This is a genomic window from Tardiphaga sp. OK245 (assembly GCF_900108575.1).
GTDB lineage: Bacteria > Pseudomonadota > Alphaproteobacteria > Rhizobiales > Xanthobacteraceae > Tardiphaga > Tardiphaga robiniae.
In genome coordinates, this window is record NZ_FNWZ01000008.1 from 26,968 (window position 1) to 48,007 (window position 21,040).

Sequence of the window (21,040 nt, forward strand, 5' to 3'; positions counted from 1 at the left end):
CATCGCATCATCTTGTACAAGCATGGAGGAGAGACCATGGCCACCATCGATCCATTGACAGCCGGCGCCGTGGTGCTGGCCACGGCTGCCACCGACGCGGTCTATGTGATGTTCACCTCTGCGGTGGTGGCCCGTCGGCGCATCCCTGCGGCCACCTGGAGCAGCGTCTGGTATGTACTCTCGTCCTATGCCGTCATCAGCTATACCGAAAACTGGATGTATGTGGGGTTCGCCGCCGTCGGTTCATGGATCGGCGCCTATGCCACTATTACTTTCCTGCACCGGCCGCCCGGCGGACCGCCAGTCGGTGCATCACCTGAATAGGTAAGAACGGCTGAATGGTTTCTGAACGGCGCTTAATGGAAATCCCGCGAGCGCGGCAGGATCCGTACATTGCGCGGATGGCGAATGCGCTGGGCGGGATTGTCGGGATGCTCGCGGCGATCGTCATTGATCGGCTCTGGACCTGACAGCATTTGTCGGGGTCCACCAAGCGTATCGTTGCCAAGATACTTCAGATCGTCCGAGCGATCGATCAGCCGTTCGGCAACCAGATGGACGACCTTTTCTGGACTGCTCTGGATGCGCCCCTCGACCAGGATGAGTCTGGAACCCATGACCTCCCTGCGAAACTGCTCCATCACCTTCGGCCAGACCACGATATTGGCGATGCCGGTCTCGTCCTCCAGTGTCATGAAGACAACGCCATTGGCGCTGCCCGGCCGCTGCCGCACCAGCACGACGCCGGCACAACGCACCCGCCGTCTGTCATTGGCATCCACAATGCTCGCGCAGGTCACCACTTTTTCCCGCGTGAAATTCGCGCGCAAGAACTCCATCGGATGTCCCTTCAGTGACAGCCGGATAGTCTGATAATCGGCGACCACCTGTTCGGGCAAAGGCATCTCAGGCAGAGGCTTCGCATTCTCGTCCGGCTGCTCGCGCGCACTCGCAACTTCGAACAACGGCAACGGCACATCATCGGGCAGTCGCCTTACCGCCCATAGTGCGGCACGGCGATCGAGCCCGATCGAGCGAAATGCATCGGCATCGGCGAGCATGATCAGCGCGCGTTTTGGCAAAGCGGTATCGCGGGCGAAATCTTCCAGCGAGATGAAAGGTCGTCGCTCTCGCGCGGCAACGATGCGCTCGCCCCAATCTTCTCCCGGCGGCTTGCCAGCTTTTTCACGTTCGCGCTCCTCATCCGGATCCGCCCATTTGAATCCATCGATCTGGCGAAAGCCGAGGCGAACGGCGCAATCGTCTCTGCCTGGTTCTTCTAGCGTATTCTGCGAATGACTGAAGGATACATCGATCTCCCGCACATCGACCCCGTTGTCGCGCGCATCGCGTACGATCTGAGATGGTGCGTAAAATCCCATCGGCTGCGAATTCAACAGCCCGCAGCAGAATGCATCCGGATGATAACGTTTCAACCATGATGAGACATAGACCAGTTGCGCGAAGCTCGCCGCATGGCTCTCCGGAAAACCGTAGCTGCCAAAACCTTTGATTTGATCGAAGCAGCTCTGGGAAAATACCGGATCGTAGCCGCGGTCGACCATCTTGCCGACCATCTTCGCCTCGAACGTATGCATGGTGCCGACATTGCGGAACGTCGCCATGGCGCGGCGCAGACCATTGGCCTCTTCTGAAGTAAAATGTGCCGCTTGGATGGCAATGCGCATCGCCTGTTCCTGAAACAGTGGCACGCCAAGGGTCTTGTGCAGGACATTCTTCAGTTCGTCCTTGTTGCCCCCCTTCGGAAATGGATATTCGATATCATCAGGGTTCATCGCCCGCCGCTTGAGATAGGGATGCACCATGTTGCCCTGGATCGGGCCCGGGCGAACAATCGCGACTTCGATGACGAGATCGTAGAAGGTGCGCGGTTTCAGGCGCGGCAACATGTTCATCTGGGCACGACTCTCGACCTGGAATACGCCGAGGGATTCTCCCCGCTGAAGCATCTGGTAGACCGGATCATCATCCTTGGATTTGATGTCCTTGAGTTCGTAACGCTGTCCTTTGTGATAAGCGACCAGATCCAAACACTTCCGGATGCAAGTCAGCATGCCCAGCGCGAGCACGTCGACCTTCATCATCTTCATCGTGTCGACATCGTCCTTGTCCCATTCGATGAAGGTACGGTCATCCATCGCCGCATTGCCGATCGGCACATAGGTATCGAGCCGGTCCTGCGTCAGCACATAGCCGCCGACATGCTGCGACAGATGGCGCGGAAATTCGATCAGCTCGGTGGCAAGCTCGACCGCGCGCATGATCATCGGATTGGATGGATCGAGACCGGCCTGCTTGACCTGCATCTCGTTGAGACCCTTGCCCCAGCTGCCCCAGACGGTGTCGGCCAGCGCCGAGGTGACGTCCTCGGTCAGCCCCAGCGCCTTGCCGACATCGCGGATTGCCGAGCGCGGCCGGTAGTGGATGACGGTGGCGATGATTGCCGCGCGATGACGGCCGTATCTTTTGTAGACATACTGCATCACCTCTTCGCGCCGGACGTGCTCGAAATCGACGTCGATGTCCGGCGGCTCAAGCCGTTCCTTGGAGATGAAGCGCTCGAACAGGAGATCAACCTCGGCGGGATTCACCGAGGTGATGTCGAGCATATAGCAAACCGCTGAATTGGCCGCCGAGCCCCTGCCCTGACACAGGATGTTCTGGCTGCGCGCATAGCGGACGATATCGTGGACAGTCAGAAAATAATGCGCATAGCCGAGCTCCTTAATGAGCGCGAGTTCCTTTTCCAAGGTGGCAACAAGCTTCGGATCTTCTGTCTTAGGAAAATGCCGTTTCATTCCTTCCCAGGTCAGATCTTCAAGATGCTGCTGCGCGGTCTTTCCCGGCGGCACCGGTTCGTCGGGATATTGGTATTGGAGTTGGTTCAATGAAAACGTGATGCCATCGGAAAAACGGATGGTTTCACGGATCGCATCGGGATAATCGCGAAACAGTCTGACCATCTCGGCCGCTGACTTGAGATGCCGCTCGGCATTCATTTCCAGCACGCGGCCGGCCTGCTCGATGGTGGTCTTCTCGCGAATACAACTGACCACGTCCTGCAGGATGCGGCGATTTGGCGTGTGATAGAGCACGTCATTGGTGGCGATCAGAGGCACGCGCGCAGTGGATGCGATGCGCTGCAGCTTTGCCAGACGACGCCTGTCATCCCCGCGATGAAACGGACTGGCGCCAAGCCAGATGCCTTCCGCCGGCAGGCCCGATAGTGCATCGAGCGTGCGCAGGACAAGATCACTGTCGATCCGATAGGTCGGCATCAGAACAAGCAACACCCCTTCGCTAAACTCCGCGAGATCGCCGAGCTGCAGCAGGCATTCACCCTTGTTGCCGCGCAGCTTGCCCATGCTGAGCAACCGACACAGTCGACCATAGGCAGCGCGGTCGCACGGATAGGCAAGGATGTCAGGCGTGCCGTCATTGAAGACCAGCCGTGTGCCGATCAGAAGCTTCGGTTTGTAGACAAGATCCTTGTGGTCCAGCTCGGCAAAGGCACGCACCACTCCGGCCATGGTGTTGTGATCGGCAATGCCGATGGCATAAAGCCGCTCGGCACTGGCCTGATGCACATAGTTCTGCGGATGCGACGCGCCGCGCAGGAACGAAAAATTGCTGGTAACACCAATCTCGGCATAATCAGGCGCGCCGACGCCGCCCGTGCTCATGCGAACAGCCCATGCACGAACCATTGCGGCGAAACGGCTTGATCGTCCGCGTCTCTGATCTCACCATACAGCCCGTCGCGGAAGAGCCAGAAACGTTGACCTGCCTCATCCTCGACGCGAAAGTAATCGCGCGTGGGCTTCGCTTCCTGCGAACGCCACCACTCCATCGACACACGCTCCGGACCTTCCACATGAATGACGTTGTGAGAAACGCGTCGCCAGGTAAACTTCTTCGGCGGCTTGTCTGGAAACTCCGCGAGCGGAACATCGATCAGTTCGGGCTGCTCGAACAACCGTAACGGCCGCAAAGGCGGCTCGTCTTCACGCGCCAGCCATGCTGCCTGCATGGCGTCAGCCAGATGATGCTGTGCCGGCACACCCAGCATCGCGCGTTCTGGAATGTGACTCTCGACGGGCAGATAAACCAGCACACGCCGCGGCCCGATCCGCGCAGCAATACGGTCGATCAGGTCGGCCAGTTCATCGTTCGCATGCACATTGGCATCGAGATCGCGTTGCTGCTGCACGACGATTTCCGTGCGGCTGGCCGACAGGCGGATCATATCGAAACCGAAACCGGGATCGAGCGGATCGGCAATCGCGTCCAGTCGCTCGCGGAACAACCGGTCGATCACCTCGCCCTTGGTCACCGGCAGGCCGGTTTCCGCGGTGATCACCCGCACCGCGCCGTCGGTGCGAAAGAACGCCGCTTCCAGCCGCCGCGCGCCCTTGCCCTGCCTGTCCATCGCATCGATCAGCGTGCGTGCCAGCTTGGCCAGTGTCAGCGTAATCACGCCATCGGTGGCGATCGGTTCGGCGAAGCGTTGCTCGACGATATAATCTGGCAGCGGCTTGCGCGGCGAGATCGGCGCATCGCTTTGCCCCAGCGCCTGTTCCAGCAGCGTCGTGAATTCCGCGCCGAAACGTGCGGTGATTTCGGGACGCGAGCGCGAGGCGACATCGCCGATGGTCTTCAAGCCGGCGCGGCGCAATCCACGGGTGATCGCCTCATCGGCGCCGAGCGTAAACAACGGCAGCGACGTCACTGCCTTGGCCTCCTCGCCCGCGGCGACGATCCGGCCATGTACATATCGACTGAGCGTGCGCGCGCATGTCGATGTCCCCGCAATCGCTGCACTGACAATAAAACCCTGCCGCGACAGCGCCGCGCAGAGCTGCTCCATCAGTGCGGCCTCGCCACCGAACAGATGGGCACAGCCGGTGATGTCGAGAAACAGGCCATGCGGCAGATCCAGCGCCACCAGTGGCGTGAAGCGGTCGCACCAATCGGCGATGTCGGTCAGTACCTGCGTATCGGCGACAGGATCGGCATCGAACACCTGAATGTCCGGACAGACCGCACGGGCATTGGCGAGCGGCAGACCTGGTTCAAGGCCGAGCTTCGCCGCGGCATCGTCCAGCGCGGAAATCTGCAGCGCATTGCTTTGCTTGGCGACGACAATACTTGCTTGCAGATTAGCTGGCGCGCCGTTGCGCGCGAGCTGACGTTTGATGCGATCGGTTGGCAGGCGCGGCAGCCACAGGCTGAGGATGCGCCGATGTGTCACGGAAAACGCACTCATCACACTTCCATTCCATGATCCATTGCCCGTTCGGGCCGTGACGATTTCGAACCAGTTGCACGTCGAGCATGGGCGCGCCCCATGATTGCCAGGGCCTGAATGGCGGCGAATGCGCGGAGCGGATGATCCAGCGCGTCTCTGCCGTACTCGAGGCCGGAACACCTGCAGTCCGCAGCAACAGGCACGTGACGCCAGAGCCGCGCGCTGCCAGCGTGAGTTTGCGGCTGGCGACGAGATCGAACTGTTTGCTGTCGCCCCAGGTCTCGAGCACGACGCTGCCCAGCGCGTCGCAGGCCAGCGCATCAGCCGTGGTCCGCAATGCCGTCTCGACATCGGGCGCGCGCACGGTGACCAGCAAGCGCGGATCTAGACCGAGCTCGCGCCAGCCGCTCATGGCCAGCGCGCCGCATTCGCGTTCGGAGAAATCCTGCCGGATCCACAGCAGCGGCCGCTTTGCCGAGACACGATGCGCGAGGCCGGCGACAAAGCCCGTGGCCGCCGCGCTGTGACGACCTTCGGCGAATACCTCATGCATGGTGCCACGCGCGAGGCCGCCTTGCAGCGCCGCGTCCGCCTCGGCATGACCGAGCGACACGCGATCCGGCGCATAGGTATCGCTGTGGGTCTCGATGCGTTCGATGCTGCCGCGCAATTGCGCGAGCGTGTTCATGCGTGCGCCGGTCATGCGCCGCTCCTCGAAATTGTTTTGCCGTGGCGGGTTTTTAGTGAACCCATTACCGGCCCATTTGTTCATGATATGTTCTAATATAAAGCTAAGATGGCAAGCCGAGTCAATCGGGATCATCAGCCACTTTTTTAGCATTTGAAATCAAAGGGATTTTTGAACATGGACGTGAAGCGCAAGCTGGAGATCCTGGCGGATGCCGCGAAATACGACGCGTCCTGTGCGTCCAGCGGTACCGAGAAACGGGACTCCCGCGACGGCAAAGGCATCGGCTCGACCGATGCAGGGATGGGGATCTGTCATTCCTATGCGCCGGACGGCCGCTGCATCTCGCTGCTGAAGATCCTGCTAACCAATGCCTGCAATTACGATTGCCTTTATTGCGTCAACCGGGCCTCCAGCAACGTGACGCGCGCCCGCTTCACCGTCGACGAAGTGGTGCAACTGACGCTGGATTTCTACCGACGCAATTACATCGAGGGACTGTTTCTTTCCTCGGGCATCATCCGCAGCGCCGATTACACGATGGAACAGGTTGTCGCCGTCGCGCGGAAACTGCGCGAGGAGCATCATTTCCGCGGCTATATCCATCTCAAGACCATTCCGGAAGCCGACGACGCGCTGATCACCGAGGCCGGAAAATATGCCGACCGCCTCTCCATCAATATCGAGGTGCCCGAGGAAGACAGCCTCGCCAAGCTGGCGCCGGAGAAAGACGTCCGCGCCATTCGTCGCACCATGGGTCGATTGCGGTTGAAGCTCGATGAAGCCCGCGAGGGACGCAAGCCGACGCCGCGCGGCAAAGTCGGGCCGCGTTTTGCGCCGGCCGGCCAGAGCACGCAGATGATCGTCGGCGCCGACAACGCCAATGATTCAACCATTATCCGGACCTCGGCCAATCTGTACGGGTCCTACAATCTGAAGCGCGTCTATTACTCCGCCTTCAGCCCGATCCCCGATGCAAGCCGTTCGCTGCCGCTGCGCGCGCCGCCGCTGATCCGCGAGCATCGGCTGTATCAGGCCGACTGGCTGATGCGCTTCTATGGCTTTGATGCCGACGAGATCGTCGATGACAACGACGGCATGCTGTCGCTGGAGATGGATCCGAAGCTCGCCTGGGCGCTGCGACACCGCGAGCGCTTCCCGCTCGACGTCAACCGCGCCAGCCGCGAAGACCTTTTGCGCGTGCCCGGTTTCGGCGCCAAGGCCGTGCAGCGGATCATCGAAACGCGCCGGATCTCGTCGATCCGCGTCGGCGATCTAGCCCGGCTGCATATTCCGCGGAACAAGGCACTGCCTTTCATCGTTCTTCCGGATCATCGCCCGGCCGTGAATTTGCTGGACGGCGCGAGACTGGCGGAGCGGTTCAAGCCGAAGGCGACGCAATTGGGATTTGGGTTTTAGAATTTCATTTCAGGAGACCTGATGCACAGTATCGTGCTGGAGAGCGACACCGACTTTGAAGGCTGGCGCAAGGCGGCACGCAAATTGGCGCTCAACGACATTGCTCCCGGCGATGTGACATGGACGGTTGCAGGCGCCGAGCCCGAATTGTTTCCGGCCTCGCCCGAGACGTTGCTCTCTGACGCCACGCAAGGCACTTTCAACGTCTCGGCCAAATTCGTCGAACTGGCGCACACCGCGATCCTGCATCGCGATCCCGAACGCTTCGCCCTGCTCTATCGCTTGCTGTGGCGGCTGCGCGACAATCCCGATCTGATCCACGTCGCGATCGATTCCGACATCGCTAAATTGCAGGCGATGGCCAAGGCTGTCCGGCGCGACGAACACAAGATGCATGCTTTCGTGCGGTTTCGCGAAATCGGCCGTGAGCCGAAGTCGCATTTCGTCGCCTGGTTCGAGCCCGAACATCACATCGTCGAACTCGCCGCGCCCTTCTTCGCGCGGCGCTTCGCCGACATGGCATGGTCGATCCTGACGCCGGATCTCTGCGCACATTGGGACGGCCACGCGATTTCCATCACGCCCGGCGTCAGCAAAGCCGATGCGCCGACCAAGGATCGGCTCGAAGAGGTATGGCTGACCTATTACGCCAACATCTTCAATCCGGCGCGGTTGAAGACCAAGGCGATGCAGAACGAGATGCCGAAGAAATACTGGCGCAACCTGCCCGAAGCCGCGCTGATCAAGCCCCTGATCGCGCAAGCTGAACGCATCACAGGTGACATGATCGCGGCTGAAGCCAGCGCGCCCAAGAAAACACAACGTCGGGAGGAGACCATGGTCAAGTCGCATGCGACCAAAACGGCCGAACATAGCGGGAAGGAAAGTCTTGCCGCATTGCGCGACGAAGCCGCCGATTGCCGTGCCTGCCATTTGTGGAAAGACGCGACGCAGACTGTATTTGGCGAGGGACCACAACATGCGTCGGTGATGATGGTCGGCGAACAGCCCGGCGACAAGGAAGACCTTGCCGGCGAGCCATTCGTCGGACCAGCCGGACAGATGCTCGACAAGGCGCTGAAGGAAGCCGGCATTGTCAGAGACAAAGTCTATGTCACCAATGCCGTAAAGCATTTCAAATTCGTGCCGCGCGGAAAATTCCGTCTGCACCAGAAGCCGGTAACGCCGGAAATCAAGGCGTGCCGTCCCTGGTATGAGCGCGAAAAAGCGTCCGTGAAACCCGAGCTCGTCGTCGCGATGGGCGCGACAGCCGCGCAAAGCGTGCTCGGCAAGATCACGCCGATCGGCAAGACCCGTGGCCAGATTATCCAGGCTGACGACGGCACACAGGTTCTCGTGACCGTGCATCCATCCTATCTGCTACGACTGCCCGACGAGGATGCCAAGGCACGCGAATATGCGCATTTCGTCGACGACCTGCGCATCGTCGCCAAGCATCTGAGCGCTGCAGCTCGCGCTGCCTGACGGTCAGATCACGAATTCACGCATCACACGCCGCGTATCCATCTCGAATTCGAGATCGACCACCGGCGGCCGCGCAAAATGCCAGGTCATGCCCTGCCGCGACGCACCGCGTTTGACCAGCTCATCGGCCACCACGGGATGGAAATCCTGCACCGTGTAGATCTGCGTCGCAGTCGTGTCCTTCCATGAGAAGCCGAATTCGCCCAGACGCTCTTCCATATTGCTCATGGTCATCCGCGTTTTCTCCCGGAATGCGTCCAGCGAGGTCTCGCGATAGCGCGTGATGCGCTCGGGATATGTTCCAGGACCGCCGCGCGCTTCAGCACCACCCGCAATCACGAAAGTCGGCTTGGCACCGAGCGACGGCCGCGTGAACGAGAACGCGTAAAACGACGGTTCACTCGGCGGATCGATCTCGAGGCACACATTGCTGCGCGCGACGGGATTATTCGTGCCGTCGAAGATGCCCCATTCAGCAAGCGTCTTGACATAGTGCTCGTTGAACTTCCGGAAGCCAGCTTCGTCGACCACTGCAGGCGAGCGCAACTCGCAGGCGCAGAACGATGTCAGCGGGCGATCCGCCGCGAGAATGTAATCGGCAATACGCGCAAACCCATCGGCCAATGGCAGCCACGTGTCGAAACGAACGCGCTCGATCTCGAAATCCTCATTGGCGGCAACGCCGCTGGAATACTGAAAAACTGCGGGAAGATAGCGATAGTTGCCGGCCGGAAAATCGCGCGTCATGGGATGGGTCCTGTGGAGGCCATGCGGGCCGCCAAAAGATAATGGCGGATCGCATGAAGCGATCCGCCATCCAACCTCAAACCATGTGGCCCCGCAAGCTCAGCTTCGCAAGGCCGCGTCCGTGCGATCAGGCCGTCCGCGTATGCTCCAGATCGAATTCCTCGATCTGCTTGGCGCGCTCCGTCTCTTTGCCGGCGCGGTGATCGGTGGCGATGGCCACGTAAACCGCGGGCAGCACGAACAACGTGAACAGCGTGCCGATCATCATGCCGGAGACGACGACGAGGCCGATCGAGAAGCGGCTGGCTGCACCAGCACCCGCCGCGGTGAGCAACGGCAACAGGCCGGTGACCATCGCGGCCGTGGTCATCAGGATCGGACGCAGACGCACGCGGGCAGCCATCTCGATGGCCGAACGACGATCGAGACCTTCCTTGAGCTGCAGTTCGTTGGCGAACTCCACCATCAGGATGCCGTGCTTCGAGATCAGACCGACCAGCGTCAGCAAGCCGACCTGGGTGTAGATGTTGATCGTCGCCATGCCGAAGAATAGCGGGATCAACGCGCCCAGGATCGCCATCGGCACCGTAATCATGATCACGAGCGGATCGCGCAGACTTTCGAACTGCGCTGCCAGCACCAGGAAGATGATGATCAGCGCGAAGCCGAACGCCACCGCGAGCTGGTTGCCTTCCTGCACATATTGTCGGCTGTCGGCGAGGTAGTCATGATTGAAGCCCGACGGCAGTTGCTTGGCGGCCCCCTCAAGGAAGTCGACCGCCTGCCCCACTGTCACGCCGGGCATCGGCACCGCCTGGAAGGTCGCCGAATTCAGCTGGTTGTAGTGCGACAGTGCGTTCGGGTTGGTTCCAGTCTCCACCTTCACCAGCGTCGATAACGGCACCTGCTGACCCGTGATCGTCGGCACATAGTAGTTCGCCAACGAATCCTGCGAGAGCCGCATGCCGCGCGGCACCTGCGGGATCACCTGATAGGAGCGCCCCTCGAGGTTGAAGCGGTTGGTGTAGTTGCCGCCGAGCAGCGTCGCCAGCGTATTGCCGATGCTCGACATCGTAATGCCGAGGTCGTTGGCCTTGGAGCGATCGATGGAGACGCGCACCACCGGCTGATTGAAATCGAGATCGCTGTCGCTGACGATGAACAGGCCGCTCTTGCGCGCGGTCTCCTTCAACTTGACCATCTCTTCATAGACCGACTGGAAACCGTTGGTCGAGCTGATCACCATCTGGATCGGCAGACCGCCGGGCCCGCCCGGCAGCGCCGGAAGGTTGAATGCGAAGGCGTTGACACCCTCGATCTTGCTGAGTTCGGCCTGCACCAGCGGCTTCAGCTGCGTGGACGAACGCTTGCGCTCGTCCCACGGCTTCAGCAGCATGCCGGCGATACCGTTGCTCGGACCGTTGGTGCCGTTGATGATGAAGCGCAGATCGGTTTCCGGGAACTTCTTGAACGCCTCGTCCATGCGATCACCGTAGAAATCCGCATAGTCGATATTGGCGTATTTCGGTGCCTTGGTCACCGCAAACAGAATGCCCTGATCTTCCTCGGGCGCCAGCTCTTTCGATGTGTTCATGTACATGAAGCCGACGAGACCGAGGATCACAACGGCGAACATGGCCGTGATGGGGCGATAGTCCAGCGAGCGATCGAGCTGCCGCCCATACCAGCGCGTGGTGGCGCCGAACACCTTGTCCACCTTCTTGGCGAACCAGCCCGGCTCTTCCTGCTTCAACAGCACCGAGCACATCATCGGTGAAAGCGTCAGCGCGATAACGCCGGATACGATCACCGAGCCCGCCAGGGTGAAGGCGAATTCGCGGAACAGCGCACCGGTCAAACCGCCGATGAAGCCGATCGGCGCATACACCGCCGCCAGCGTGATGGTCATGGAGATGACCGGACCAACGATCTCGCGCGCGCCTTCGAGCGACGCCTGCACCGGCGATTTGCCCTCCTCCAGATGGCGGTGGATGTTCTCCACCACCACGATGGCGTCGTCGACCACGAGGCCGATGGCGAGCACCATCGCCAGCAGGGTCAGCAGATTGATGCTGAAGCCCATGACGAGCATGAGGCTGCAGACGCCGACCAGCGACAGCGGAATCGTCACCACCGGAATGATGACCGAGCGGAACGAAGCCAGGAACAGGAAGATCACCACGATCACGATGCCGACGGCTTCGATCAGCGTGTTCTGAACTTCCTCGATCGACGACGTGATGAACTTAGTGGAGTCGTAGGCTACCTTCATCTTCAGCGATGGCGGCAGGTTACGCTCGAGTTCGGGGAACAGCGCGCGCACGCCCTTGACGATGTTGAGCGGATTGCCGAGCGGTGTCGCCTGCACGCCGATAAAGATCGCGCGCTCGCCACTAAACGCCACGCTCGCGTCCGTACTCTGCGCGGCAAGCTCGATGGTGGCGATATCCTCCATACGAACAAAGCCACCGTCCTTGGCTTTCACCGTCATGCGCTTGAATTGCTCGACGTTCTGCAGGTCGGTATTCGCCGTCACGTTGGAGACGATGTAATAGCCCTTGGTCTGACCCGCTGCCGCCTGGAAGTTGTTGGCGCGGATCGCCGCAGCGACATCGTCCGGAGATACACCGCGGCCCTGCATGCGCAGCGGATCGAGCCACAGGCGCATGGCGAAGGTCTGACCGCCGAGGATTTCGGCCGACGCCACGCCGTCCACCGTCGACAGGATCGGCTGCACCGCGCGCGTCAGGTAGTCGGAGATCGCCGAGCCAGACAGTTCCTCACTGGAGAAGCCGAGATACATCACCGCCGTCGTCGATCCCGTGGACTTCAGAATGACGGGGTCATTCGCTTCGCGCGGGATCAGATATTTGACCGAATTGACCTTCGACAGCACTTCGGTGAGCGCAGCATTGGGATCGACGTTGAGCTTGATATAGACCGAGATCAGGCTCTGGCCCTGCGTCGATGCCGACGTCATGTAGTCGATGCCTTCAGCAGCCGCGACGGCCTGCTCGATCGGCGTGGTGATAAAGCCCTGCATCAGGTCCGGCGACGCGCCGGGATACACCGTGGTGACGGTGATCACGGTGTTCGACAGTTTCGGATACTGACGGATCGGCAGGCTGGTTGCAGCCTTGAAACCGATCAGCAGGATCAGCAGGCTGACGACCAGCGCCAGCACCGGGCGCTTGATGAAGATATCCGTGAAGACCATTGCGGTCGCTCCGTCATCGGCACCGTCTGCCGGCCATCACAGGCCGCGCGACGATGCGAGAAAATTCATTCAGATGAACCGGGACGGACCGCATTTCGCGGCCCGTCCGTCGGGTTTCAGTTCAGCGGCGGTTTCGCCGGAATCTGCGGCAATGGATCGGTCGAGATCGACACCAGCGCGCCGGACTGCAACTTGAGCTGTCCAACCGCCACGACGCGATCACCGGCTTTCAGGCCCTGCGTGATCACCGCACGGCCATCGATGCGGTCGCCAGTGCGCACGAAGGTGCGCACCGCCGAGAGCTCGGCCTTGCCATCGTCGGTCTTCTTTTCGGTGATCAGGTAAACCGAGTCACCATAGAGCGTGTAGTCGACTGCGGTTTCCGGCACGGTGATCACAGCCGGTTTGTCCGGCAGCACGACGGTCGTGGTCGCGAACATGCCCGGCTTCAGGATGCCTTCCGGATTCTGCAGCGTCGCCTGAACACGAATGTTGCGCGTATCCGCGCTGATCTGCGGCTCGATCGTGGTGATCTTGCCCTCGAACTTGCGGCCCGGATAAGCGTCCACCGAAATGCGCACAGCCTGACCGACCTGCAGCTTGCCGGAGTCTTTTTCCGTGACCGTGAAGTTGTTATAGACGGCGGACAGATCGGTGAGCGACACGATCTGCGTGCCGGCCGTCAGGTACTGGCCGACTTCGACCCGGCGCGTGCCGAGCACGCCGTCGAACGGCGCGCGCACCTGCTTCTGCGAAATCACCGCTTCGGTCTTGGCGATATTGGCCTGCGCCTGATCATACGCCGCCTGCGTGGTGTCGACGGTGGCCTGCGGACCAACCTGACGCTCGGCGAGCTGTTTGGCGCGGTCGAGATTGATGCGCGCCACGGTGGCAGCCGCCTTGAAGTTGGCGAGGTCGCCTTGGTCCGGTCCGTCGAACAGTTGCACCAGCGGCTGGCCAGCCTTGACGGTCGCGCCCGCAGTGAACTGGATGTCGGTAATGCGGCCGTTGACGTCGGAGGTGACGTTGACCTGGTGCACGGCGGCGAGATCGCCGACGGCGCTGATCAGGTTGGGCACCACTTCGGACTTGGCATCCGCAACACTCACCACAGTCGGCGGCGGCTTCATGGTGGCGAAGAACTGCTTGATCATGTGGGCGCGGAACGCGTTGAAGCCCACCAGGCCGCCCACCAGGATCGCCAGCAGGATGCCGACGATGATGAACCAACGCACCATCCGCGGACGCGGACGGGGCTTCTCGACAGTCGCACGCGGCGCCGTAGTGCTGTTGGGTTCGGTCGTGAGTGTCATGTCATGCGCTTTCTGTCGTAGTCGCTGGCATCAGGTACGCCGGAAGCTCGCGATCGATATACGTCGCGATCGCCGTGTCTTTCAGTCCGATACCGCGGAGAATAAACTCACAAAGTTGCCGCTCGTTGTCGGCGGTGCTGGCATAAGGCAAACAGGGAACCGAGGGAAGGCGCGATAATGCCGCCATCATCGCGGTGTTGTGCGCAAACCAGAAAAGCCCCATCGGCTCTTTTCCGATCCGAACCGCGTCGTTTGTCCGGACAGCGTGTTCAAGTGACGCTGTAAAGGTCGGGCCAATCAGTTCGCCGATCTTGTCAAACAGCAGCCGGGCGAATTCACCGTCCTGCAACTGGCTGATGACCATTAGCCGCAGGCGCTGCGCCTCTTCATGATCGGGATCGGGATCGCGCGGAATGTCAAGGAAATGTCTGACCATGCCGCGAATCAGAATCACCAGCGTCTCGGTCGACGGCGGCAGACCAAGCAGCTTGTTCAGTCCAGGGTCGGCTTCGCATTCCTCCGCCAGGATCTCGGCATAGAGCGCCGACTTGGTCGGGAAGTGCTTGAACAGCAAGCCTTCCGAAATCGACGCCGCAGCCGCCACGCTCTTGGTCGTGGTGCCGGCAAATCCATTGCGCGCAAAGCATCGCTTCGCCGCGCTGAGGATCAGCTCGCGCCTGAGGTCATGGGTCATTCGAAGTGTGCTCATAGCGTCGTGAGTAAGCACTCACCCAGGTTTCTGTCAACAAAATGGTGCGCCGCGTCAGGAGAATGACTGCAGGTGGTATCGGCCCGCCACAGTGTTGCATTCTCGCGACGCCAATGCGCTCGAGCTATGCGGTTCCCTCAAGATGAGGGGTGGCAGCGCGCCGTGAGGCGCAAAGGGTGGTTTTTATCGCGATCCGCTCCGCCGGAACGCCGGTAATCCGCAACCGCGCAACGCCACACCGCAGACAAGTTTACGCAGTCTGCGACTGCTAGGGGCGATTTCTGTTCCCGGGGCCGTGCTTCCTGGGACGTGGCGCCGGCAGGTTTCCCCGCTTTGGCCTGTCCAGTCCAGCCGTTTCCGGCAGAGCCCCGTAGTGGGCCAGGACGGCTACCCCAAGGCCTCCCGAGTGCGCGAGGGAACGTCTCCCTCCCGCCCGTAGGCGCCGCAATCCCAGCTCCACCTCAAGACGCCTCTAGAAGCGCCCTCGCGAACTGGATGAGCGGAGGACAGTCCTTCTAGGTATATTGTCAAGATATATAGGAAAAAATGTTTAAGCTCTACCCTCTCAATTGTCATTCCGCGCTCGCGCAAGAGCGCGCCCCGGGAATGACAATTGAGAGGTTCGTGCGTTTCGGCACTACACCGTGAGTTACACCACCGTCTTGTGACGCTCGATGCAGGTCGTCATCACCTCATCCATCGACTTGCTCCACCAGTTCTCCGAAAAGATCTCGATCTCGGAATAACCGGCGAAGCCCTGCGCCTCGACGGCGGCGCGGGCGGATTTGATATCGATGACACCGTCGCCCATCATGCCGCGGTCGTTGAGGATGTCCTTGGTCGGGACCAGCCAGTCGCAGACGTGAAATGCGAGCAGACGGTCCTGCCCTGCCCGCGCGATCTGGGCATGCAGTTCCGGATCCCACCAGATGTGATAGACGTCGAGGGCGACACCGAGCATGCCAGTGCGGTTGGGATCGAGACGGTCGCAGATATCGAGCGCCTGTTCCGTGGTGTTCACGCAAGCACGGTCGGCGGCATAAGCCGGATGCAGCGGCTCGATGGCCAGCGGCATCTTCGCCTGCCTCGCATATTCCATCATCTCGGCGATGCCATCATCGACCTGCGCGCGCGCATTGATGATGTTCTTCGAGGGCGCACTGCCTGGCCGCGAATATTGCGGCAGGCCGCCGACGACCAGCACGATGCACGGTGAGCCCAATGCCACGGCCTCGTCGACGCAGCGCTTGTTGTCGTCGCGCTGCTGCTGGCGATGAGCTTCGTCCGAGACGAACATGCCGCCGCGGCAATAGCCGGACAGTTCGAGGTCGTGATCCCGCACCGCCTTGACGGCCTTGTCGAGACCGACATGGGCGACCTGGTCGCGCCACGGCGAGACGCCGCGGATCTTGTGACGGGCACAGGCTTCGGCGATGGCGACAAAGTCACCCTGCTTGCGGACCGTCGCCGTGTTCAGCGACAGCCAGCGATGGTCGTTGGAAAAGTCACGCATCTCAGGCTTCGATCCCACGTGTGGCCATGATCGCCTTCATGCGCTGCGTCGCCAGTTCGGGATTGGCCAAAAGACCGGCCTTGTCGGCGAGACGGAACAGTTCGGCGAGATGCTGGGTCGAGCGCGTGCTCTCCTGCCCGCCGATCATGGTGAAGTGATCCTGATGGCCGTTGAGATAGGCCATGAACACGATTCCGGTTTTGTAGAATCGCGTCGGTACCTTGAAGATATGACGCGACAGCGGAACCGTGGGGCCGAGTACGTCGTGGAAGCCGGCTTCATCACCGGCCGCGAGACGCGACAGCGCGTAGGACGCCGCCGGCGCGATGGCATCGAAGATACCGAGCAGCGCGTGCGAGAAGCCCTTGTCGTCGCCGGCGATCAGTTCGGCATAGTTGAAGTCGTCGCCGGTATACATCTTGACCTTGGGGTCAAGGCGGCGACGCATGTCGATCTCGCGCTGTGCATCGAGCAGCGACACCTTGACGCCATCGACCTTGGCGGCATTGCGGTTGATGACGTCGACCGCAATATCCATTGCGGTGTCGAGGCTCGACGTGCCCCAGTAATTCGCCAGCGCCGGATCGAACATGTCGCCGAGCCAGTGGATGATGACGGGCTGCGCCGACTGCGACAGGATGCGGTCATAGACGCGGCCGTAATCCTCAGCGCTCTTGCCGAGCTTGGCCAGCGCACGCGACGCCATCAGGATGATGCGGCCGCCGACCTTCTCGATCGCTTCGAACTGCTGTTCATAGGCCTTGATCACGTCGTCGATCGACTTGGCATCTTCCACCGCGAGGTGATCAGTGCCGGCGCCGGAGAACACCAGCGCGCCGCGCGGCTTCGCCGCCGCGACGGAGCGCGTGATGAGTTCGAGCGAGGTCGGCCAGTCCATACCCATGCCGCGCTGCGCGGTGTCCATCGCTTCCGCGACACCGAGACCGAGATCCCAGACGTGTTCACGAAACGCGATGGTGCGGTCCCAATCGATGGTCTGATTGAGCCACGGGTCGCATTCCGCCAGCGGGTCGGCAACGATATGCGCCGCCGAGAAGGCGATGCGGTTCAGCGTGCCTTCCAGCTTGGCCGGAAACGTGCGCGACGCTGCGAGACGATAGGTCTCGATCGAACGATCGGCCTTCGGCAGCTTCAGCGACAGCGTTGAGCCGGTGGACGTGGGCATGACTGGCTTGTTCATGACGAACCTCAGACCTTGAGTGTGGGAACGTCGATCCAGCGGCGCTCCTTCCAGCTTTCCAGCGCGCATTCGACGAGCTGCACGCCCTTGGCACCTTCGAGCAGCGTGTACTTGTAGGGCGCATCCTCACAGACGTGACGGATGAACATTTCCCACTGCTCCTTGAAGCCGTTGTCGTAGACGGCGTTGTCCGGAACCTTCTGCCAGTCGGCATAGAAGTCGTGGGTGCGCTTCTCGTCGGGATTCCACACCGGACGCGGCGTCGCCTGACGGGCCTGGATCATGCACTCGGTGAGACCGGCAACGGCCGAACCGTGGGTCCCGTCGACCTGGAAGGTCACGAGATCATCGCGATAGACGCGCGTCGCCCAGGACATATTCATGTGGGCGATGACGCCGCCCTTCAGCTTGAAGGTGGCATAGGCCGAGTCGTCGGCAGTGGCCGTGTACTTCTTGCCCTGCTCGTCCCAGCGCGCCGGGATGTCGGTAGTGCCGAGGCAGGTCAGGCTTTCGACTTCGCCGAACAGATTGTCGAGCACGTAGCGCCAGTGGCAGACCATGTCGAGGATCATGCCGCCGCCGTCTTCAGCGCGGTAGTTCCACGACGGGCGCTGGGCTTCTTGCCAATCGCCTTCGAACACCCAGTAGCCGAACTCGCCGCGTACCGAGAGCATCTTGCCGAAGAAGCCAGAGTCACGGAGCATCGCAAGCTTCTTCAGACCGGGCAGGAACAGCTTGTCCTGCACGGTGCCGTGCTTGAGACCCTTTGCGTTGGCCTTCTTGATGACGTCGAGCGCGGCTTCGAGATTGGTCGCGATGGGCTTCTCGCAATAGATATGCTTGCCGGCCTCGATGGCGCGGTTGAGCAGACCCGGGCGTGCCTGGGTGGTCGCCGCGTCGAAGAAGATGCTGTCGTTCTTGTCGGCGAAAGCCTTGTCGAGATCGGTGGTCCAGCGCTCGATGCCATACTTCTTGGCGAGGCCTTCGATCTTCTCGGCATTGCGGCCGACCAGGATCGGATCCGGCATCATGCGGTCGCCGTTCTTCAGGGTCACGCCGCCCTGCGCACGGATCGCGACGATCGAGCGCACGAGATGCTGGTTGAGACCCATACGGCCGGTGATGCCGTTCATGATGATGCCGAGGCGGTGGACAGCCATAGTCAGGACTCCTGGAGAACTTTAGTTTGAGAATGATCGGATGAAGCGAGCTGGAGCGGCGACAGCACCGACCAGTCCGGATGTGCGCCGGATGCAAATCCGGTAGAGGTCAGCGATCCCGTGAGAAGATCGCCGTCGTGAATCGACAGACGGATGGTGTCGCCGTCGCGGCGGTAGAGATCGGGATGGGCATTCAGGAATGCCTCGGCCTCCTCCGCGGGCGCGGTGCCGAAACCATCAACGTAGTGATGGCCGTTGCGCTCGGCATGGGTGACGCCGATCAGCGCGCCAAGCGCAAGATCCTGCTGCACGCCAAGCCCGGCCTGGCAGGTGAGATCCTCGCCGGTGATGAAATGGTTGACACCCTGCGCGCTCCACGCGGCAGCACGGGTCGCATTTGCAATCGACTTGTAGAAGCCCTTGCAGGATTTCGAGGAGATGCCGCGATAGCCCAGCGCCTTGGCGGCGGGGAATGCATCCCAATTGTCGTCAGCCTCATCAATGATGAAATTGCGCGACGACAAATTGCCGAGCGGCGACTCGCGCGTGATGTCGCGCGGCATCGGCTGTTCGATGTAAAGTAGCCTGGATGCAATCGGCGCCAATGCGCGGTCATTGTCGAGACGATCGACCAGCGCGCCGAGCGCGTTGAGATCGGCATATTGCTCATTGGCGTCGAGCGTCACCTGATAATCGTAAGGCAGTGTCTTTAGCGCCTGACCAATGCGCGTCAGCCTGATGGCATCAGCTTCGGGATCGCCGTTCATCTTGAGCTTGAAGTATCGTGCGCCGCTATTCTCACGGGGGTCGGCGACACCGCCCTCGCCTTCGATCACATCATCGAGGCCAACGGTGTGGCGCAGCGCGACGCGTTCAAGCCGGTGACGGCTGGCCAGGAACGTCGCGATGTCGTCGGCGCCAAGATCGGGAGCAAGACGCGCGGTAAGACCGGCGACGTTGGCCTTCATGCCCGTGAAGAAATCCGTGCCCAAGCCACGCAGCAGTGCGTCGAGCACAGCCTTGTCGATTTCCGCCGGACCGAAGCTTGCAGCCAGCGGTGGAATGTCGAGTTCGGCGCAGGCCGTCATCTGGTCGCCGATGCAGGCCGCATGCAGACCGAAGGCCGAAATGAAACCCGACTGCGCGCGATAGAGCTCTTTCGCGATGACCAGCGACTGCCGCAGTTCGTTCACTGTGTCGTCGATGGCCAGATGCGGCCGCTTGTCGAACCACTTCGGCACCATCAGCTCGGCTGAGGCGCCAACGAACACGCCCTTGCCTTCGACCTCCAGCTCAACCCGCACGAAAGCCTGCGGCGCGGCATTGACCGTCACGGCGCCAAAGCGAAACGGCCGCACGAATGCCACGTGGCGCTCGAACAGCGTAATGTCTCGCAAGGCGATCCGTGCCGACATGGACATGGGCGCTAGTCCAGCGTGCTGTTGGTCATGAAGTGTTTGCGGATTCGCGCGACCAGATCGGTGAAGATCGGGTTCGACATCGCATCAAGCGTGCGCTCGCGGCCGAGCGGCACGTCATAGATCGCGGCAATGCCGCCGGGGCGCTCGGTCATGACCAGCACCTTGTCGGCAAGGAAAACCGCTTCCGGGATCGAATGGGTGATGAGGAGAATCGTCTTGCCGGTGGTGCGCTGGATGCGCGACAACTCGACATTCATCTTCTCGCGCGTCATGGCGTCGAGCGCGCCGAACGGCTCGTCCATCATCATGATTTTGGGATCGTGCACCAGCGCACGGCAGATCGAGGCGCGTTGCTGCATGCCGCCGGAGAGTTGCCACGGCAGCTTCTTCTCGAAGCCTTCGAGGCCGACCATCTTCAGAAGCTCTTTCGCGCGCGGGATATATTTCTCGCGCGACAGGTTCTTCATGTCGATCGGCATCAACACGTTGTTGATGATGTTCCGCCACGGCAGCAGCAGCGCATTCTGGAACACGATGCCGACGTCGCCATGGGGCTCGGTGACCTTGTTGCCGTCGACGTGGATTTCGCCTGATGTTGGCGCAAGAAGGCCGGAGATCAGTTTAAGCAGTGTGGACTTGCCGCAGCCGGAAGGTCCGACCACGACGAAGAACTCGCCGTCATTGATGTGGAAGTCCAGGGGACGCAGCGACTGCACCTGGCCGTCGCCGGTCCCATAGGTTTTGGAGACGCCGGAGAGATTGATCCCCGACGCTTTCGATGGTGCGGACTGCTCAGATACGACGCGAAGATGCGCACTCGGTTGATCGACGCTCATGGTCCTCATCGCTGCAGTCATTACGGCTAGTCCTGTTGGTTTCGTCAGTTCGGTCGAGATAA

General features: G+C 61.1%; 15 protein-coding genes. 3 read left to right on the forward strand and 12 right to left on the reverse strand.

Features of this window, described 5'->3' with window-relative positions:
- Positions 1–36: 36 nt before the first annotated feature.
- The gene (locus BLW80_RS28620) at positions 37–324 is read left to right on the forward strand and encodes a hypothetical protein (protein ID WP_089266972.1); all 288 of its coding nucleotides are present in this window, start codon (positions 37–39) and stop codon (positions 322–324) included.
- 32 nt (positions 325–356) lie between these two features.
- Here the strand turns inward: BLW80_RS28620 and BLW80_RS28625 are convergent, their stop codons facing one another.
- From BLW80_RS28625 to BLW80_RS28635, 3 genes are read right to left on the reverse strand one after another with little or no spacing between them, the layout of a single operon-like run.
- On the reverse strand, positions 357–3,704 hold the full coding sequence (locus BLW80_RS28625) for an error-prone DNA polymerase (RefSeq protein ID WP_244528486.1): 3,348 nt from the start codon (positions 3,702–3,704) through the stop codon (positions 357–359).
- The gene (locus BLW80_RS28630) at positions 3,701–5,287 is read right to left on the reverse strand and encodes a Y-family DNA polymerase (protein WP_093761891.1); all 1,587 of its coding nucleotides are present in this window, start codon (positions 5,285–5,287) and stop codon (positions 3,701–3,703) included. Before BLW80_RS28630 ends, BLW80_RS28625 begins: the two co-directional genes overlap by 4 nt.
- A complete protein-coding gene (locus BLW80_RS28635; RefSeq protein WP_093761893.1) occupies positions 5,181–5,972 on the reverse strand; it encodes an ImuA family protein in 792 nt (263 codons plus the stop codon). The genes BLW80_RS28630 and BLW80_RS28635 overlap by 107 nt, the downstream gene beginning before the upstream one ends.
- A gap of 162 nt (positions 5,973–6,134) precedes the next feature.
- Between BLW80_RS28635 and BLW80_RS28640 the strand changes: the two genes are divergently transcribed.
- Both BLW80_RS28640 and BLW80_RS28645 read left to right on the forward strand, forming a co-directional pair.
- Positions 6,135–7,376: a putative DNA modification/repair radical SAM protein gene (locus BLW80_RS28640; protein WP_093761895.1), complete on the forward strand. Its 1,242-nt coding sequence runs from the start codon at positions 6,135–6,137 to the stop codon at positions 7,374–7,376.
- Between the two features lie 21 nt (positions 7,377–7,397).
- Positions 7,398–8,861, forward strand: coding sequence for a UdgX family uracil-DNA binding protein (locus BLW80_RS28645; protein ID WP_093761897.1), 1,464 nt, complete (start codon positions 7,398–7,400; stop codon positions 8,859–8,861).
- Positions 8,862–8,864: 3 nt separating this feature from the next.
- Here the strand turns inward: BLW80_RS28645 and cnbZ are convergent, their stop codons facing one another.
- From cnbZ to BLW80_RS28690, 9 genes are all read right to left on the reverse strand, one after another.
- Positions 8,865–9,608: a 2-amino-5-chloromuconate deaminase CnbZ gene (gene cnbZ / locus BLW80_RS28650; protein WP_093761899.1), complete on the reverse strand. Its 744-nt coding sequence runs from the start codon at positions 9,606–9,608 to the stop codon at positions 8,865–8,867.
- Between the two features lie 127 nt (positions 9,609–9,735).
- A complete protein-coding gene (locus BLW80_RS28655; protein WP_093761901.1) occupies positions 9,736–12,825 on the reverse strand; it encodes a MexW/MexI family multidrug efflux RND transporter permease subunit in 3,090 nt (1,029 codons plus the stop codon).
- Between the two features lie 116 nt (positions 12,826–12,941).
- Positions 12,942–14,138, reverse strand: a complete 1,197-nt coding sequence (locus BLW80_RS28660; RefSeq protein ID WP_093761903.1) for an efflux RND transporter periplasmic adaptor subunit — start codon at positions 14,136–14,138, stop codon at positions 12,942–12,944.
- Position 14,139: 1 nt separating this feature from the next.
- Positions 14,140–14,847, reverse strand: coding sequence for a TetR/AcrR family transcriptional regulator (locus tag BLW80_RS28665; RefSeq protein ID WP_093761905.1), 708 nt, complete (start codon positions 14,845–14,847; stop codon positions 14,140–14,142).
- 649 nt (positions 14,848–15,496) lie between these two features.
- Complete coding sequence (locus BLW80_RS28670) at positions 15,497–16,360, reverse strand: sugar phosphate isomerase/epimerase family protein (RefSeq protein WP_093761907.1); 864 nt, start codon at positions 16,358–16,360, stop codon at positions 15,497–15,499.
- A gap of 1 nt (position 16,361) precedes the next feature.
- Complete coding sequence (locus BLW80_RS28675) at positions 16,362–17,561, reverse strand: dihydrodipicolinate synthase family protein (RefSeq protein WP_093761909.1); 1,200 nt, start codon at positions 17,559–17,561, stop codon at positions 16,362–16,364.
- 8 nt (positions 17,562–17,569) lie between these two features.
- Positions 17,570–18,721, reverse strand: a complete 1,152-nt coding sequence (locus BLW80_RS28680; protein ID WP_093761911.1) for a Gfo/Idh/MocA family protein — start codon at positions 18,719–18,721, stop codon at positions 17,570–17,572.
- A 2-nt stretch (positions 18,722–18,723) separates the two neighbouring features.
- Positions 18,724–20,136, reverse strand: coding sequence for an enolase-like domain-containing protein (locus tag BLW80_RS28685; protein ID WP_093761998.1), 1,413 nt, complete (start codon positions 20,134–20,136; stop codon positions 18,724–18,726).
- A gap of 11 nt (positions 20,137–20,147) precedes the next feature.
- Positions 20,148–20,999 carry an ABC transporter ATP-binding protein gene (locus BLW80_RS28690; protein WP_093761913.1) on the reverse strand — a complete coding sequence of 284 codons (852 nt, stop codon included), beginning with the start codon at positions 20,997–20,999 and terminating at the stop codon, positions 20,148–20,150.
- Between the last annotated feature and the right edge of the window lie 41 nt (positions 21,000–21,040).

Excerpts from the sequence above, each read along its gene's own strand:
- BLW80_RS28660 (WP_093761903.1), bottom strand. The coding sequence starts at position 14,138 with ATGACACTCACGACCGAACCCAACAGCACTACGGCGCCGCGTGCGACT.
- BLW80_RS28685 (WP_093761998.1), bottom strand. The coding sequence starts at position 20,136 with ATGTCGGCACGGATCGCCTTGCGAGACATTACGCTGTTCGAGCGCCAC.
- BLW80_RS28690 (WP_093761913.1), bottom strand. The coding sequence starts at position 20,999 with ATGACTGCAGCGATGAGGACCATGAGCGTCGATCAACCGAGTGCGCAT.
- BLW80_RS28635 (WP_093761893.1), bottom strand. The coding sequence starts at position 5,972 with ATGACCGGCGCACGCATGAACACGCTCGCGCAATTGCGCGGCAGCATC.
- BLW80_RS28670 (WP_093761907.1), bottom strand. The coding sequence starts at position 16,360 with ATGCGTGACTTTTCCAACGACCATCGCTGGCTGTCGCTGAACACGGCG.
- BLW80_RS28640 (WP_093761895.1), top strand. The coding sequence starts at position 6,135 with ATGGACGTGAAGCGCAAGCTGGAGATCCTGGCGGATGCCGCGAAATAC.
- BLW80_RS28620 (WP_089266972.1), top strand. The coding sequence starts at position 37 with ATGGCCACCATCGATCCATTGACAGCCGGCGCCGTGGTGCTGGCCACG.
- BLW80_RS28625 (WP_244528486.1), bottom strand. The coding sequence starts at position 3,704 with ATGAGCACGGGCGGCGTCGGCGCGCCTGATTATGCCGAGATTGGTGTT.
- BLW80_RS28680 (WP_093761911.1), bottom strand. The coding sequence starts at position 18,721 with ATGGCTGTCCACCGCCTCGGCATCATCATGAACGGCATCACCGGCCGT.
- cnbZ (WP_093761899.1), bottom strand. The coding sequence starts at position 9,608 with ATGACGCGCGATTTTCCGGCCGGCAACTATCGCTATCTTCCCGCAGTT.
- BLW80_RS28675 (WP_093761909.1), bottom strand. The coding sequence starts at position 17,561 with ATGAACAAGCCAGTCATGCCCACGTCCACCGGCTCAACGCTGTCGCTG.
- BLW80_RS28630 (WP_093761891.1), bottom strand. The coding sequence starts at position 5,287 with ATGAGTGCGTTTTCCGTGACACATCGGCGCATCCTCAGCCTGTGGCTG.
- BLW80_RS28665 (WP_093761905.1), bottom strand. The coding sequence starts at position 14,847 with ATGAGCACACTTCGAATGACCCATGACCTCAGGCGCGAGCTGATCCTC.
- BLW80_RS28645 (WP_093761897.1), top strand. The coding sequence starts at position 7,398 with ATGCACAGTATCGTGCTGGAGAGCGACACCGACTTTGAAGGCTGGCGC.
- BLW80_RS28655 (WP_093761901.1), bottom strand. The coding sequence starts at position 12,825 with ATGGTCTTCACGGATATCTTCATCAAGCGCCCGGTGCTGGCGCTGGTC.